This window comes from Pseudoalteromonas sp. S2893 (assembly GCF_005887105.1).
In the GTDB taxonomy this organism is placed as follows: domain Bacteria; phylum Pseudomonadota; class Gammaproteobacteria; order Enterobacterales; family Alteromonadaceae; genus Pseudoalteromonas; species Pseudoalteromonas atlantica.
The window spans coordinates 1-15,789 of sequence record NZ_PNCY01000040.1 but is presented as its reverse complement, the minus strand read 5'-3'; the positions used below and the strand labels follow the sequence as shown (position 1 = coordinate 15,789).

The following is a 15,789-nucleotide window of genomic DNA, read 5'->3' as shown; positions in this document are numbered from 1 at the left end:
TATGGCAACACTTGTTGAAAAGTTTTTTGACTCAAAAGATGAGTTAACCGCTGAGCTATCACACACGCTTGAGCGATCTTTACGTGATGGCATAAAAAGTGATGGCCGTGCTGTGCTAATGGTATCGGGCGGTTCGTCTCCGGCGCCGGCGTACAAGCACTTATCAACGCTTGATTTAGATTGGCAAAATGTAGATGTTGCCATGGTTGATGAGCGCTGGGTTGAACCAAGCCACGAAAAAAGTAACGAAGCGTTTATAAAAAGCACCTTGTTACAAAATTACGGCAGTGCCGCTAATTTTATTACCATGAAAAACGATGCAGCAACGGCCGAGCAGGGCGCACAAGTATGTGAAGCCGCTTATAGCGCTTTAAAAGCACCGTATGATGTAACAATTTTAGGCATGGGCCCAGATGGCCATACAGCGTCTTTGTTCCCACATGCGCAGGGTCTTGAGCATGGTTTAACAACACAGCAAACTGTGTGCGCTATTAATGCAATAGAAAGTGACGTGACAGGCAGCATTACAGAGCGCATGACACTGACTTTAAATGCAATAGCAAACTCTAAAGTGGTTAAACTTCTGATCAGTGGTGAAGAAAAGCTAGCGGTTTACAAGCAAGCTAAAGCGGGTGGCGATGTAAACGATATGCCACTTCGTGCTGTGCTAAACCACCCAAGCATAAATATTGAAGTGTATTGGGCGCCTTAATTTAGCCGCTCATTTACAGTTTAAAAAGGCAGCTTAATTAAGCTGCCTTTTTATTTGGCTAAATAACGTGCTAAACCTATTCAAAAAATACCGCCAAACTGTTAACCAATGTTAATGGTTTTTATGGCGCTGTATTAAAATCACCCGTTATTTGTACTGTTTTTGAGCGTATTAGTTGCGTTTTTATTGTCTGTTTTTTAGCAACGCCCAGATTTAGTTAAACTTTATTTTTTCATGACGGTTGTCATAAAACTTTCCCTTCCTTTTTTCGTTCAAAAGCATTAGCCTAAAGGCATTAACAATGAAACATATATATTAAAAATAAACGGAGCAGTAACATGGCGGAGCAACAAGTACAGCCTTTACATAACGAAAAGCATGCCAACACTAAAATTCAAAACGGCATCAACGTTGAATTTATGAAAACTCAACATTTAGTGCCAGTAGTTGCACATGAGTTTGCACGCGTAGCAAATGAATTCCCAATGTCTTTTGTTAAAAACAACGAAAGCGGTACTTTCCAAGCAGTTGCAATGTTTGGCCTAGAGCCAGGCGAAAACCTGTTTGTAGAAGATGGTAAATGGACAGCAGCTTTTGCGCCTATGGCATCAACGCGTTACCCATTAGGTCTAGTAAAGCACCCTGAGCAAGATCAGTACGGTATTGTGATTGACGAAGCAAGCTCGCTTGTAGGTGAAGAAGAAGGCAACGCATTATTTGAAAACGGTGAAGAAACAGAATACTTAAAGCGTCGTAAAGAGTCTTTAGTGTCTTTCATTGAGTTTTCTCAAGTAACAGAAGCATTCACTAAATATTTAGCTGATAAAGAGCTACTCGTAGCGCAAACGCTAACTGTAGACATTAAAGGCGAGAAAAAAGATATCAACGGTATTTACCTTATCGATGAGAAAAAACTTAACTCGCTTAGCGATGAAGAGTTTTTAGAGCTTCGTAAGCGCGGTTACTTAGCACCTATTTATTCGTTCTTAACATCTACTCACCAAGTAGCACGTTTAGCACGTTTAAAAGCTAAGCAAGACGCGTAATTACATACACGTTTAGTAAAAAGCGCCTGATGGCGCTTTTTTTGTGCCATTAACCTTACTCTATGCCAATTGGGTTAAAAAGTAGGGGTGATGAAGGGAAATTACGCCCTCGTATTTCGCATTATTATTAGGCTGTTTATTAAGTGCTTAAATAAAGTGCTTAAATAAAGTGCTAACTTAATACCGTTGATATTAGTTGAAAAAATACGTGTAACCATTCAAAGTAAATTCAATACTAAATTTAAAAAAGAGCGCACTATGAAAAAAACATTCTTATTGTCAGTTTTAGCCAGCGGCTGCTTAACACTAAGCACGCAAGCATTAAGTGAACAAGCTCCGTTTGCTATAGCGATTCATGGTGGAGCAGGCACAATTGAAAAAGCAAAATTTACCCCAGAGCAAGAAAAAGCCTACCGAGCAAAACTAGCCGAAGCTGTTGAAGCGGGTTATACCGTACTTGAAAAGGGCGGCGAAAGTTTAGATGCAATCACCACTGCTATTGAAGTATTAGAGCAGTCGCCTTACTTTAATGCTGGGCGCGGTGCAGTGTACACCTATGATGGCAGCCATGAACTTGATGCCTCAATAATGGATGGGCGAAACCGTCAAGCGGGTGCGGTCGCTGGCGTAAAGCACATAGAAAGCCCAATTCAATTAGCCCGCTTAGTAATGGATAACTCAGTACACGTAATGCTTAGTGGTCAAGGCGCTGAAGAATTTGCAAAAGAGCAGGGCGTTGCGCTGATAGAAAATAATATATTTGATACTAAGCACCGTTATGAAGCACTTTTAAAAGCAAAGCAAAAATTAGAAAAAGAAAAAGCAACCAGCAAAAACTACCAAGCTGCGCATAAGGCCCTGCCAACAAATTATAAAATGGGCACCGTAGGCGCAGTGGCACTTGATAAAAACGGCAATTTAGCCGCAGGTACATCTACAGGTGGCATGACCGCAAAACGCTTTGGCCGCATTGGCGATTCCCCTGTTATTGGCGCGGGTACATTTGCTGAAAACGATTCGTGTGCGGTGTCGGCCACCGGTCACGGCGAGTATTTTATTCGTTACAGTGTTGCCAGTGATATTTGCGCACGCGTTAAATATCAAAATAAAACCATTGAACAAGCTGGGGATGAGGTTATTAACCAAGTACTTGCGCCTATAGGTGGTACAGGTGGGGTTATTATTGTGGATGCTAAAGGTCATATTAGTATGCCATTTAATACCTCGGGCATGTACCGAGCGAGCAAATCGAACACGCAAGCAACCTTTGTGGGAATTTTTAAAAACCAATAGCGTGATATATAAGCCTTATAGGGATTGTAGGATTAACGCTGCGCGTTTATTTTGATACTATTAGCCCTCATTTATTAAATTTATAAGGTGTGCGGGTGGTAAACCTAGGTCAGTTGTTTGGCGAGCTTAAAACGTGCTTAAAAAAAGATCAGTTTATATTTAAAAAACGCTTACATGGCGTAAAAAAAATACAAGACGAGACTAAGCAGGCCAATGCCCTTGAAAAAATAGCGGCTGATATTACCCGCAGCCAGCAGCTACGTGAAAAACGTTTAGCTGAGCTGCCCGCTGTAACGTACCCTGAGCAATTACCGGTAAGTAAAAAAAAGGACGTCATTAAAGACGCCATTGCGAATAATCAAGTGGTGATTATTGCCGGTGAAACAGGCTCAGGTAAAACCACACAAATACCAAAAATGTGTTTAGAGCTTGGCCGTGGGGTTGATGGCTTTATTGGCCATACCCAGCCAAGACGTTTAGCCGCGCGCAGTGTAGCTAACCGTATTGCTGAGGAAATGAAATGTGAGCTTGGCCAACAAATCGGTTTTAAAATACGCTTTAGTGATCAGGTTTCTACTAATACGTATGTAAAACTGATGACCGACGGTATTTTGCTCGCCGAAATACAACAAGACCGCTTTTTAAATCAGTACGACACCATCATTATTGATGAAGCCCATGAGCGCAGCTTAAATATCGATTTTATTTTAGGGTATTTAAAAAACTTACTGCCAAAGCGCCCCGACTTAAAAGTTATTATTACCTCGGCGACCATTGATCCTGAACGTTTTTCAAAGCACTTTGATGATGCGCCAATTATTGAAGTGTCGGGACGTACATTCCCCGTTGAGGTGCGCTATAACCCTATAAGCGATATAAATAAAGACGCTATGGAAGCCGAAGGCGACCAACTGCAAGGTATTTTTGATGCGGTAGATGAGCTGTGCGCTGAAGGGCCCGGGGACATTCTCATATTTTTAAATGGCGAGCGCGAAATTCGCGATACCGCAGAGGCGCTCTCTAAACGTAATTTAAAACACACCGACGTATTACCACTTTACTCGCGCTTATCTAACGCAGAGCAAAACCGTATATTTGCCCCGCATTCGCGCCGCCATATCATTTTATCAACCAACGTGGCCGAAACCTCATTAACGGTGCCGGGTATTCGTTATGTAATAGACCCAGGTACAGCGCGTATTAGCCGTTACAGCTATCGCACTAAAGTACAGCGTTTACCTATTGAGCCAATTTCTCAGGCAAGTGCGAACCAACGTATGGGACGCTGTGGCCGTGTTGAAGCGGGTATTTGTATACGTTTATACTCGCAAGATGACTTTATATCTCGCCCTGAATTTACAGACCCAGAAATACTGCGCACTAATTTAGCCTCTGTTATTTTGCAAATGTTGGCATTAGGGCTTGGCGATATGAGCGAGTTTCCGTTTGTGCAAGCGCCAGATAGCCGCAATATTAACGATGGTTTAACCCTACTTGAAGAGCTTCAGGCGATTAAGCCGAGTAAAAAGCGCCATCAAACGAGTTTAACGCAATCAGGGCGTGAGCTTAGCCGCTTACCGGTCGACCCGCGCTTAGCTAAAATGGTGTTGACGGCTAATAAGCTCGGTGCACTACGAGAAGTTATTATTATTGTGGCAGCGCTGTCGATTCAAGACCCCCGAGAGCGCCCGCAAGAAAAACGCGCAGCAGCGAACGAAAAGCACAGCCGCTTTGATGATCCTGACTCGGATTTTATTGCTTTTTTAAATCTTTGGAATTACCTAGAAGAGCAGCAAAGTGAGCTGACAAATAGCCAGTTTAGAAAGTTGTGCCAAAAAGACTTTTTAGCTTATATGCGTATTCGTGAGTGGCAAGACATTGTTTATCAAATAAGCACTGTGTGCAACGAAATGAAAATTAAAGCCACCACGCAAGTGGCTGACTCTGAGCTAATTCACAAAGCGTTACTGAGCGGCATGTTAAGTCACATAGGCTTTAAAGACGAAAAGCAAATATATAAAGGCGCTCGCAATAGCCAGTTTCATATTTTTCCGGGTTCTGGATTATTTAAAAAGAGCCCCAAATGGATTATGTCGGCAGAGCTGGTAGAGACCAGTAAACTATACGCACGCATTAATGCCAAAATAGATATTAATTGGGTAGAGCCCCTTGCACAGCACTTAGTAAAACGAAGCTATTCTGAGCCGCATTGGGAGAAAAAACCAGGCGCTGTTATCGCGTTCGAGCAACAAACCTTGTACGGCTTATTGGTGGTTAATAAACGCCGCTGTGTGTATAGCAATATAGACCCTAAAGTTAGCCGTGAGCTGTTTGTACGCACCGCCCTTGTAGAGCAAGAGCTTGGCTTAAATGAGCAGTTTTTAGCGTACAACCGCGAGCTAATAGAAGATATTCAGGTACTTGAGCATAAATCGCGACGTCGCGATATTTTGGTTGATGAGCAAACGTTATTTGAATTTTACGATAAAAAAATACCTAAAGAAATCAACAACCGTGCAGCCTTTATTAAGTGGTATAAAACTCAAAAGCAAAAAGACAAACGCTACCTATACATGACCCGTGAAGAGCTTATGCAGCACGGTGCAAGTAATATTACTGAGTTTGATTACCCTGATACATGGCAGCAAGATAATATTATTTTGCCGCTGAGCTATCATTTTGATCCAGGACAAGCTGTTGATGGGGTGGCTGTACAAATACCGGTAGCACTTTTAAACCAAGTGCAAGAAACCGGGTTTGATTGGCATATACCTGCCTTTAGGCATGAGCTAATAAGTGGTTTAATTAAATCGTTACCTAAGTCGTTACGTCGTAACTTTGTACCTGCCCCCAATTACGCTGATGCTGTACTGGCAGCCATTGAGCCTATGCAAGGCAGCTTACTTGATGCACTTACTACACGCTTACTAAGAATGACAGGCGTAAAAGTAGATATAGAAGCGTGGGATTTAAACGCACTGGCGCCTCATTTAAGATTGCAGTTTGAGGTGCGTGATGAGCACGATAAATTGCTTGCACGCGGACTAGATTTAGCAAAACTAAAAGCACAGCTGCAAGGCAAAGTAACCGATACGCTATCAAAGGTGGCCGATAAAGGCATTGAAAAAGCCGATTTAACACAATGGGACTTTGGCGCTTTGCCTGCCTCGTACGTTAAAAAGCAAGGCCAATACGAAATAAAAGCTTACCCAGCGCTGGTAGATAAAAAATCCACAGCGGCAATTGAGCTCTTTGATAGTGAAGAAAAAGCCCAGCAAGCGCATCAGCAAGGTTTACGTCGTTTAGTATTGTTAAATGTGCCGTCGCCAATAAAGTACCTTCAGCAAAACTTACCTAATAAAGCCAAACTGGGCTTGTACTTTAATCCGTTTGGGAAAATTGCAGATTTAATTGATGATTGTATTGCCGCCGGCGTAGACAGCTTATTAATAAAGCATGGCGATATACGCGATGAAAACGCTTTTGATAAAGTTAAAGAGCAAATTAGGGGCGAACTAGGCGATGCTGTGGTAGAAATTGCCACCCAGGTTGAACAAGTTTTAAGCATTGCTCATGCGTTACATAAAAAAATGAAAGGGCGTGTCGATTTAACTATGATAACTGCCCATGGCGATATAAAATCGCAGCTTGAGTCACTTATCTTCAAAGGGTTTGTGAGCGCTCACGGTGCGAATAAAATGCCCGACCTAATTCGTTATTTAAAAGCGATTCAAAAACGTTTAGAAAAACTGCCTGTTGATCCTAACCGCGATAGATTGTGTGTTTTAGAACTTGAAAAAGTAGCGCAAGAGTACAAAAAGCTCGTAAATAAAATTCCAAAAGGCTTGCCTATTCCGCAACAGGTAAACGCTATTTTTTGGATGCAGCAGGAGCTTAGAGTGTCACTGTTTGCGCAAACCTTAGGTACCCCATATCCTATTTCTGCAAAACGCGTTATGAATGCGATAAAAGAGATAGAATAAAACTTGCATTTTCTATTAAGCTTAGTACCTTAATAGAAGGATTTATTTTTGGTTGAGAAGGAAGCGACATACCTATGTCCTCATCGGTTGAACATAAGATTAAGCGATTGTTAGTTGTAGATGACGAGTATTTTAATTATGAAATGCTTAAATCTGCCCTGACTTCAAAATTTGATGTTAGTTATGCTGACTCGGGGGAAAGCTGTTTGGCGTCTGCCATTGCTAACCCGCCGGATATTATTTTGCTTGATGTATGTATGCCTGGCCTCGATGGGTATGATACATGTCGGATGCTTAAGCACACGCCTGAGACTAAAAATATACCTGTCGTTATGGTTTCGGGCTTAGAGTCGCCCTCGGAAAAGCAAGCTGGCTTTGATGCAGGGTGTGATGCCTATGTAGTAAAACCGTTTTCGATGGGTACTTTATTTGAGCAAATAAACACGGTTGTTTGAAGGTGATGCATGTTTACTGAAGATAAGCGCAATTTTAGACGTATGCAGGTTAATACCCCTGCGCGATTAACAACAATAGAGCCTGTTGCTGGGCTAAATTATACCGCAGAATGTGTTGATTTAAGTGCCACTGGGTTATCACTTCATTTAGATGACTTGCTTGAGCTCGATACTTTGCTACAGGTTAATATAGAGTCGACTCACCCAAGTATTGCGTCTTTAAATGCAACGGCTAAAGTTATACGTGCTAGCAAAGAAGACGATGGCACCATTACCGCAGGATTAGAAATAGTTCAGTTTAATTAAATTGAATAAACACCAAGCCGCTGGCTTTTGCTATTGCGGGTGTAAAATAACGTTCGATTTTATTACCTACGTCCTTGTAGGTAATAACAATAATTTTTAGTAAACCTTACAAATCAAGCCTTTTAAGTAAAAGCCTTCAGGGTAACTGCCAGCAATAGGGTGATCGGCCGCTTGATTTAAACGCTCCATAATCAATAGCTCTTTACCTGCATCTAGCGCAGCGTCTGCTACCACTTTTTGAAACAAGTTTTGCTCCATTAATCCAGAGCACGAGAAGGTAAGTAATGTACCGCCTGGTTTTAATATTTGCATAGCAATCATGTTTATATCTTTATAACCACGACACGCACCGGTTAGCTGCGCTTTGTTGTCTGCAAATTTTGGTGGGTCCATCACAATAGTGTCAAACTGTTTGCCTTCCTCACGGTATTGGCGTAATAGCTTAAACACATCTTGTTTTACAAAATCGACTTTATTTAAATCTAAGTTATTGTGCTCTACGTTACGCTTAGCGGTATCCAGTGCTGGTTGTGATACATCAACATTAGTGACGTGTTTACAGCCACCACGAAGTGCGTAAAGTGAGAAAGTACCTGTGTAGCTAAAGCAATTTAATACGGTTTTATCTTTTGAAAAGCGCTCAAGTGCTGCGCGGCTATCACGCTGATCCAGGTAAAAGCCTGTTTTATGACCTTCTAAAATGTCTACTTCAAGCTTTAAGCCATTTTCTTCAATAACCACAGGCTCTGAAGGTTCGTTGCCCCACAGTACACCTTTAATAGGTTCTAAGCCTTCTTTTGTGCGCACGTCTACATCTGAGCGCTCATATATATTCGCGCCAGGAAAAATAGCCATTAACGCGCCTACAATTTCACCTTTATGGCGCTCAGCGCCGGCACTTAGTAATTGGCAAACTAAGGTGTTATCAAACTTATCAATGGTTACACCTGGCAAGTAGTCAGACTCAGCAGCACACAACCTAAAGCCAGTTAAACCGCCTTCGGCTATTGCATGCTCGCGAGCATCTAAAGCACGGCGTAAGCGACGCTCAAAAAAGTGTTGGTCTATTACTTCTTTTTCATCAAAGCTCCACACTCGCGCTCTTATTTGTGAGTGAGGGCTATAAGCAGCGGTGGCTAAAAATTTACCTTCGCTGTCGTGAATGGTGACCGTATCACCTAAGCCTGGTTTACCTTTAATTTTTTTGATGGCTTTTGAAAATAACCAAGGGTGTTTTCTTTTTAATGATTTTTCGCGACCAGCTTGTAGGTAAACGGCAGATGACATAAGGCTTCTCAGTTGTAATAAATAAGCGCTGTATTTTAGTCAAGCATAGGGCAACATACAATGAATGTTTTGCAAGGGAGGTGTAAAGCACGTTAAAGTACGGATAATTCTCATATAAATTAGTTTTTTGGAACATCACTGTGGCCAACACTGCTTTAAGCCCTGAGTTACAACAGCTTGATTCTCAATGTCGCTCATTTATTACTTCGTTAATACATGCCGATGTAGCACACGACATAACGCATATTGAACGCGTAGTGCGTGTTGCCATTCAATTATGTCACGCCGAGCAAGCCAATATGAATATTGTTTTGCCAGCGGCGTGGATGCACGATTGTGTTGCGGTGGCGAAAAACCACCCTGATAGAGCAAAAGCATCTACTATGGCGGCAGATAAAGCCATTGCGTTTTTAAAATCAATTAACTACGACGCATGTTTGTTTGATGATATTCATCATGCTATCGCTGCCCATAGCTTTAGCGCCAATATAGCGGTTAAAACTGTAGAAGCGCAAATCGTGCAAGATGCCGATAGAATGGACGCACTCGGTGCAATAGGCGTTAGCCGTTGTATGAAAGTAGGGGGCTCTATTAGCCGCTTACTGTATAACCCTGATGACCCATTTTGTGTTAACCGCGAAGCAGATGATAAAACCTATACCCTTGATCATTTTTTTATTAAATTGCTTCATATTGCTAAGAGCATGAATACGCCCTCAGCTAAAGCCGAGGCAGAGCGACGCACAGAGTATATGTATGCGTTTTTAGAGCAGCTAAAATCAGAAATTGGTCAATAATATGAGCGCGCCTTTATTATCGGGCATTGATCATTGCCACCTTAATGTTGAAAACATCCAAGAAGCGCTAAAGTGGTACAAGCAGGTACTAGGCTTTAGCGTAGTTGAAGAGCTTGCCTTTTGGGATGAAAATGGCAAGGGGCCACTCACACTTGAAGATAGCGCAAAAACAACGCGTTTAGCGTTATTTGAAGGACAAGGGCGAAGCAAAGGTATTGCGTTTGCAGCAACCGGTGCACAGTTTATTGGTTGGGTTGATTATTTAAATGGCTTAAACATAAAAACTGTACTGGCCGATCACAGTGTAACGTTTTCGCTTTATTTTAAAGATAACAGTGGGAATAGCCACGAAATAACCTCTCATGACTACCCGCACATAAAAGCAGTATATGGTGATGTAAAACTAGGCTCACGCACGCGCAATACTTAGTGTTGCTCTTGATATGCGTTTTTAATTGCGATTATAGCATCGAGCTTATTTACAAATAAATTGATGAGGTGGGGGTCAAAGTGTTTACCCGCTTGTGCTTGCATATGCTCAAGCGCCTCTTCTACACCCCAAGCCTCTTTATACGGGCGTTTTGAGGTAAGGGCATCAAATACATCTGCAATAGCCACAATACGTCCTTCAACCGATATTTGTTCGCCTTTTAAACCATTAGGGTAGCCACTGCCATCCCACTTTTCGTGGTGCTCTATAGCCAGTTTATGGGCAAGTTGTAATAGCGGTGATGAGGAATTTGCTAAAATTTGTGCGCCAATAGCCGCATGCTGTTTCATGTGGTCAAATTCGTCAGGGGTTAATCGCCCAGGTTTTAATAAAATAGCATCCGGAATACCTATTTTACCTACATCGTGCATAGGGGCTGCTTGGCGAAGTAGCTCTGCTTGTTGCTCACCCATGCCAAATTCTAATGCTAATAATTTACTGTATTGGCTCATCCTAGCAATGTGCTCGCCAGTGTCTGTGTCTTTATACTCTGCAGCGCGGCCTAACCGATGTACTAAATCAACATGGGCTTGCTTTAATTGCTCGGCTTGTACAAGCGATAAATGCGTTTTAACACGTGCGCGCACAATCGCGGGGCTAATAGGTTTAGTAATGTAATCAACAGCGCCAAGTTCAAAGCCTTTAAACTCATCGCTTTCATCGCCCAAAGCCGTTACAAAAATAATTGGGATATGCGAAAGCGCGGGTGTGCTTTTAAGTATTTCGCAGACCTCAAAGCCATTCATATCGGGCATCATGATATCGAGTAATATAAGTTTAGGCTGTTCTTTTTCAAGTAGCGCAAGTGCTGCAGCGCCCGATTTAGCAAAAGACATACGGTATTGATTACCTAATACTTCTCGCATGACTTTTAAGTTAGCAGGTTCATCGTCAACGATTAATATACGTGGTTTGTCGTTGCTAAAATCCATTCAATATTCTCATTCTTGGGTAAACTCTTTAATTAGACCGTCTAGCACGTGTTGCGCCTGATCAAAGTCAAATTCATCAAATGCGTTTACAACCTCATTTATTTGAGTTTGTAAGTGTGCAGGGGCGTTATTTTCAAGCTGCGCAAGCAAATCATCGTTGAGCTCGGCGCTTTGCGCTTCATGGTGTAGCGTTTCACACAGTGACTTTAATTCAGCCGCGTTTAGCGTGCTTTTTTGCTCAGTATTTTCACTCTCAGCAGGCGTGATTTGTGCGCACTCATCGCCTGATATTAATTGCGTTATTGTCTCTAACTCGTCTTTTATTTGTGTTACTAACGCTTTAGATTGCTCAGAAGTTTGCTCGCGCTCTAAATTGGCTAATAAAGTCATTAATGTTGTTAGGCCTAAATTACCGGCGACCCCTTTAAGGGTATGTATCAGGCTATTGGCGTTTTTAATCTCAGATAACTTACTGTTAAATAAAATATCAAATCGTTTATTGCTGTCATTTATAAATTTGGCAATTTCGGTTAACTGCTTGCATTTATTACCCCAAAGCATCACACCTTTTTCAAAGTCGATGTGTTTAGCCTCAGGGTCTGATTGGCTAATAACCATATCTTTAGCAATACCTAAGCCAAGCACCTGGGCAATTTCTTGGTTAAGCTGATTTATATCTATCGGCTTATTAGCAAAGCCGTTCATGCCGGCACGTTTAGCTGTGAGTTTATCTTGTTGTAGGACGCTTGCCGTTAACGCAATAATGGGGGTAAATTTAAGCTGCCTTTGCTTTTCTATGGCTCTAATTTTTGTGGTTGCTTCTATGCCATCACACTCAGGCATATGAATATCCATTAAGATGACATCAAAATCTTGCTTCTCGAATATTGCAATAGCCTCTAAACCGTTGCTTGCTTTGCTTACCAAATGTTGATCTTTAGAAAGTAATAACGAAAGCAGCTCGGTGTTTTGCTCAATATCATCCACCACAAGTACCCTTAGCGATGGTAATTGAGTGTGCAGGCCATCGAAATGGTCTATTTTTTCTGCATCGCCTTGTTTAAGCGGTAAAGAGAAGTAAAAGCAGCTACCTTTGTTTTCTTCACTGACTAGGTTTATAGTGCCGCCCATCAGCTCTACTAATTGTTTACTAATGGTTGTTCCCAGGCCTGTACCGCCAAAGCGACGAGTAGTGGTGCCATCGGCCTGAACAAACGGCTGAAATATAGCTTTAACACGGTCTTTGGCAATACCTATGCCGGTATCTTGGACTTCAAAAAAGAGCTGATCAGTTTGCGTAGTACTTACAGTGAGCTCAACCGAACCTTGTTCGGTAAATTTAATGGCGTTACCGATGAGGTTAGTTAAAATTTGCCTTAACCTATCTGGGTCGCCATAGTAAGTTGTGGCAACAGAGTCTTTAATATTCAACTTTAAACGCAAGTCTTTCTTTTTTGCTTCAAGCCAAAATGTCGAAATAATGCTATCGAGTACTTGTTTTAAACTAAAGTGAACGGGTTCAATAGTTAGCTTTCCGCGCTCAAGCTTTGCGGTATCAAGCACTTCGTTAAGTAACCTTAATAATGAACGCGCCGCATTATTAACTGTAACCAAGTGTTTTTGCTGTTCTTGGTTTAGCGGAGTGTCCATCAGTAGGTCGCTAAAACCGATAATAGAATTCATCGGCGTGCGGATCTCATGGCTCATATTAGCCATAAAAGATTGCTTAGCGTGCGCTGCTTCTTCAGCTTGCAATTTTGCCTGCTCAAGTTTGTCTTCGTATTCTTTTTGCTCGGTAATATCAACCAATACCCCATCTATCCATTGCGGGTTATTATCTTTATCAAGGGTAATACTGCCTTTGTCTAATACCCAGGCAACTTTGCCGTTACGGTGGCGAATACGATACTCTACCGAGTACTTTAAACTTGAGGTCATGGCTTGCGCTACGGCTTCGTTTACCGTTGGCTGATCTGTTTTCAAAATAAGGTCGTTAAGTTCTATGCAGCTTTCTGTGAACTCTTCTGGCGTGTACCCTGTTAGTTCAGCCACTGTTGGGCTGATAAATAACATGCTCCAGTTTTCGTCGTACTTACAGCGAAAAGCAGCGCCAGGCATATTATCCATTAAAGAGCGGTACTTTTGCTCTTTTTCAATAAGGCTTTGCTGCATAGCGCGTTGTTCGGTTAAATCGGTGATAAAGCCAACATATAACGGCATATGGCCTGGCTGATTAACTTCCCCTATACCTAAGCGAATAGGAAAAAGGTGGCCATCTTTGTGTTTGGCAGACACATCCCTATTTATACCAATTACTTTACCTAGATCTACATTTTTGGCGTGAGACAAATAGCCATCATGGTGGCGAGCGATTTCATCGGCCATCAGCATTTTTACATTATGACCTTGGACTTCGTTTTCTCGCCAACCAAAAATTTTGCTGGCCGCTTCGTTAAAGCTCAAAATAATGCCGGTGTGATCTATAGTCACAATGCCATCAATAGCAGTGCCTAAAATAGCATTTAGTCGAGATTCATCCGCCGATTTTTCCTCAAGCAGTAAGCGGTATCTAACCATGCCATTTATAACTGCAATAACACAGGTTATAGCAACAGTCGCGGTAGCTACGGCAATAGCCACAAAAGCAAGTTCAGTGGTTGACTCTTGATAATCGGGTAAAAGCGGTGTGGTTGCAACAAAGCGGGTAGCGGCCATACCCATATAGTGCATACCTGCCACCGCTGAGCCTAAAATAACAGCGGTAATAGCGCGCGCTTGCAGTTGTGATAAATTAGGTAGCAAACGCGTTAAATGATAACGCGTAAAAAGGGCTATAAACGATAAACCAACAGCGACCACAATTGATAAAGCAAATATGATTGCATCGTAACGTAGTAACGGGGCCAGCTCCATTGCTGCCATGCCGCTGTAGTGCATTGTACCAATGCCTGAGCCTAGTAAAATAGAGCAAATAATAAGGTTTTTATACGACCCTTGCGATTTTACTAAAATCGAAAAAGCATACTGACATGAAATAAACGCTGGTAAAAAAGACAACACGGTAATGAGTGGATCATAGCTAATGTTTGTACACAACGAAAAGGCCAGCATACCTATAAAATGCATGCTCCAAATTCCGGCCGATAAAACCGTGGCACCGGTCACATTGGCTAAGCGTTTATAGTTTTCGAATTGCGTTTGCTTTGCTACATCAACCAACCAGATCGTAAAAAAGGCAGCAAAAATAGCGGTAATGACCGATAAACTAACCAGTATAGGGTTATATGCACCGTTGATAATGAGGCTCGGATCGTGGTCGGTTATAAAAAATGCAGACAGCATAGTGGCTCAAATTAGTATCTTTATTGAACTAGTTTAATAGATTTAATATATAAATAAACTGTTAATCTAATAATTTATATTATAAATCAGTGAGGTTACTTTTTAGCATTAAAATATTAACATGCGTAGCGTGCTTTATTAATAAGACGTGATTTTGCGTAAATAAAAATAATAATAAACACTGAGCCCATTTATTTATCGCTAAATAACTGCATTGATTAAATAAGGCTTTATAATACGCTTTTATTTATATTTAGAGCATACACCTTGTTTGAGTATCAGCTAAAACGCAGTGCAAGGCGTAAAACAGTGGCAATAAAAGTTAGCCAAAAATTAGTTACTGTTTATGCGCCTACACACGTGCCAAAACTACAAATAGAACAATGGCTGTTTAGTAAAAAAGAGTGGGTAACTGCGCAATTACATAAACAACTTAATGCCATTGATACTCAACAACACCCGTTTAAAAACCAGCAAATAATGATTTTTGCTAAGCCATATACCATTACTTTTGCAAAAGGGACACGCTCGCATGTTCAGCAATCCGATAGCGTATTTACTATTTACACTTCTAATCGAGTAAAAAAACAGCCTGAAAAACGCAAGCAGTTACTTTGCCTTGCCCTTGAAGAAACGCTAACAAACTACATTGAAATGCGTTTAGCTTATTATTGCCAACAGATGCCAGAAGCATTACCAACTAAATTGACGATTGGAAGTTATAAACGAAAGTGGGGGAGTTGTAATTCTCGGCGAGAGCTAACCTTTAGCCTTAACCTTGTTGGGGCGCCTCATCATATAATTGATTATGTTATTGTGCACGAATTGGCTCATTTAAAATATTTGAACCACAGCAGCGCTTTTTGGAAGCGCGTAGCTAATTTTTATCCCGATTATAAATCTGCATCAGCATGGCTTAAAAACCACGGGGCAACATTACAGTGGGTATTTGATAATTAGTCTAAAAGTGAAGTTTTAAATAGTAATGAAAAAGGTATAGAAAAGGATACTGAAGATAAGAGTGGTGGAGGGAGCTGGATTCGAACCAGCGAAGGCTGAGCCGTCAGATTTACAGTCTGATCCCTTTGGCCGCTCGGGAACCCCTCCAATGCAAAGGGACTCATAAGCGCCAACTGCAGATATACG

At 41.6% G+C, this 15,789-nt stretch carries 12 protein-coding genes and 1 tRNA gene; 9 read left to right on the top strand and 4 right to left on the bottom strand.

Annotated elements, in window-relative coordinates:
- The first annotated feature begins 1 nt into the window (after position 1).
- The 6 genes from pgl (at position 2) to CWC04_RS16290 (ending at position 7,795) form a co-directional block, all read left to right on the top strand.
- Positions 2 to 712, top strand: coding sequence for a 6-phosphogluconolactonase (gene pgl / locus CWC04_RS16315; RefSeq protein WP_138685911.1), 711 nt, complete (start codon positions 2 to 4; stop codon positions 710 to 712).
- 338 nt (positions 713 to 1,050) lie between these two features.
- Positions 1,051 to 1,758: a SapC family protein gene (locus CWC04_RS16310; protein WP_138685910.1), complete on the top strand. Its 708-nt coding sequence runs from the start codon at positions 1,051 to 1,053 to the stop codon at positions 1,756 to 1,758.
- A 258-nt stretch (positions 1,759 to 2,016) separates the two neighbouring features.
- A complete protein-coding gene (locus CWC04_RS16305; RefSeq protein ID WP_055255654.1) occupies positions 2,017 to 3,051 on the top strand; it encodes an isoaspartyl peptidase/L-asparaginase family protein in 1,035 nt (344 codons plus the stop codon).
- Positions 3,052 to 3,146: 95 nt separating this feature from the next.
- On the top strand, positions 3,147 to 7,034 hold the full coding sequence (gene hrpA / locus CWC04_RS16300; protein ID WP_138685909.1) for an ATP-dependent RNA helicase HrpA: 3,888 nt from the start codon (positions 3,147 to 3,149) through the stop codon (positions 7,032 to 7,034).
- A gap of 74 nt (positions 7,035 to 7,108) precedes the next feature.
- Positions 7,109 to 7,489, top strand: a complete 381-nt coding sequence (locus CWC04_RS16295; protein WP_126007544.1) for a response regulator — start codon at positions 7,109 to 7,111, stop codon at positions 7,487 to 7,489.
- A gap of 9 nt (positions 7,490 to 7,498) precedes the next feature.
- The gene (locus CWC04_RS16290; RefSeq protein ID WP_138685908.1) at positions 7,499 to 7,795 is read left to right on the top strand and encodes a PilZ domain-containing protein; all 297 of its coding nucleotides are present in this window, start codon (positions 7,499 to 7,501) and stop codon (positions 7,793 to 7,795) included.
- A 96-nt stretch (positions 7,796 to 7,891) separates the two neighbouring features.
- Here CWC04_RS16290 and CWC04_RS16285 read toward each other — a convergent pair whose 3' ends face one another.
- The gene (locus CWC04_RS16285) at positions 7,892 to 9,082 is read right to left on the bottom strand and encodes a class I SAM-dependent methyltransferase (protein WP_121637668.1); all 1,191 of its coding nucleotides are present in this window, start codon (positions 9,080 to 9,082) and stop codon (positions 7,892 to 7,894) included.
- Between the two features lie 140 nt (positions 9,083 to 9,222).
- On the opposite strand from CWC04_RS16285, the gene CWC04_RS16280 reads away from it, so the two are divergent.
- Entirely contained in the window at positions 9,223 to 9,879 is a 657-nt protein-coding gene (locus CWC04_RS16280) for an HD domain-containing protein (RefSeq protein ID WP_004589186.1), read from the top strand.
- Position 9,880: 1 nt separating this feature from the next.
- Positions 9,881 to 10,309 carry a VOC family protein gene (locus tag CWC04_RS16275; protein WP_138685907.1) on the top strand — a complete coding sequence of 143 codons (429 nt, stop codon included), beginning with the start codon at positions 9,881 to 9,883 and terminating at the stop codon, positions 10,307 to 10,309.
- Here CWC04_RS16275 and CWC04_RS16270 read toward each other — a convergent pair.
- Positions 10,306 to 11,301 carry a response regulator gene (locus CWC04_RS16270; RefSeq protein WP_055255630.1) on the bottom strand — a complete coding sequence of 332 codons (996 nt, stop codon included), beginning with the start codon at positions 11,299 to 11,301 and terminating at the stop codon, positions 10,306 to 10,308. The two genes, CWC04_RS16275 and CWC04_RS16270, sit on opposite strands and share 4 nt — an antisense overlap.
- A gap of 9 nt (positions 11,302 to 11,310) precedes the next feature.
- Positions 11,311 to 14,643 carry an MHYT domain-containing protein gene (locus CWC04_RS16265; protein ID WP_138685906.1) on the bottom strand — a complete coding sequence of 1,111 codons (3,333 nt, stop codon included), beginning with the start codon at positions 14,641 to 14,643 and terminating at the stop codon, positions 11,311 to 11,313.
- A gap of 309 nt (positions 14,644 to 14,952) precedes the next feature.
- On the opposite strand from CWC04_RS16265, the gene CWC04_RS16260 reads away from it, so the two are divergent.
- A complete protein-coding gene (locus CWC04_RS16260) occupies positions 14,953 to 15,603 on the top strand; it encodes a M48 family metallopeptidase (protein WP_138685905.1) in 651 nt (216 codons plus the stop codon).
- Positions 15,604 to 15,665: 62 nt separating this feature from the next.
- Here the strand turns inward: CWC04_RS16260 and CWC04_RS16255 are convergent.
- Positions 15,666 to 15,750 (bottom strand) — tRNA-Tyr (locus CWC04_RS16255).
- Positions 15,751 to 15,789: the final 39 nt, after the last annotated feature.

Excerpts from the sequence above, each read along its gene's own strand:
- pgl (WP_138685911.1), top strand. The coding sequence starts at position 2 with ATGGCAACACTTGTTGAAAAGTTTTTTGACTCAAAAGATGAGTTAACC.
- CWC04_RS16310 (WP_138685910.1), top strand. The coding sequence starts at position 1,051 with ATGGCGGAGCAACAAGTACAGCCTTTACATAACGAAAAGCATGCCAAC.
- CWC04_RS16305 (WP_055255654.1), top strand. The coding sequence starts at position 2,017 with ATGAAAAAAACATTCTTATTGTCAGTTTTAGCCAGCGGCTGCTTAACA.
- CWC04_RS16295 (WP_126007544.1), top strand. The coding sequence starts at position 7,109 with ATGTCCTCATCGGTTGAACATAAGATTAAGCGATTGTTAGTTGTAGAT.
- CWC04_RS16290 (WP_138685908.1), top strand. The coding sequence starts at position 7,499 with ATGTTTACTGAAGATAAGCGCAATTTTAGACGTATGCAGGTTAATACC.
- CWC04_RS16285 (WP_121637668.1), bottom strand. The coding sequence starts at position 9,082 with ATGTCATCTGCCGTTTACCTACAAGCTGGTCGCGAAAAATCATTAAAA.
- CWC04_RS16275 (WP_138685907.1), top strand. The coding sequence starts at position 9,881 with ATGAGCGCGCCTTTATTATCGGGCATTGATCATTGCCACCTTAATGTT.
- CWC04_RS16270 (WP_055255630.1), bottom strand. The coding sequence starts at position 11,301 with ATGGATTTTAGCAACGACAAACCACGTATATTAATCGTTGACGATGAA.
- CWC04_RS16265 (WP_138685906.1), bottom strand. The coding sequence starts at position 14,643 with ATGCTGTCTGCATTTTTTATAACCGACCACGATCCGAGCCTCATTATC.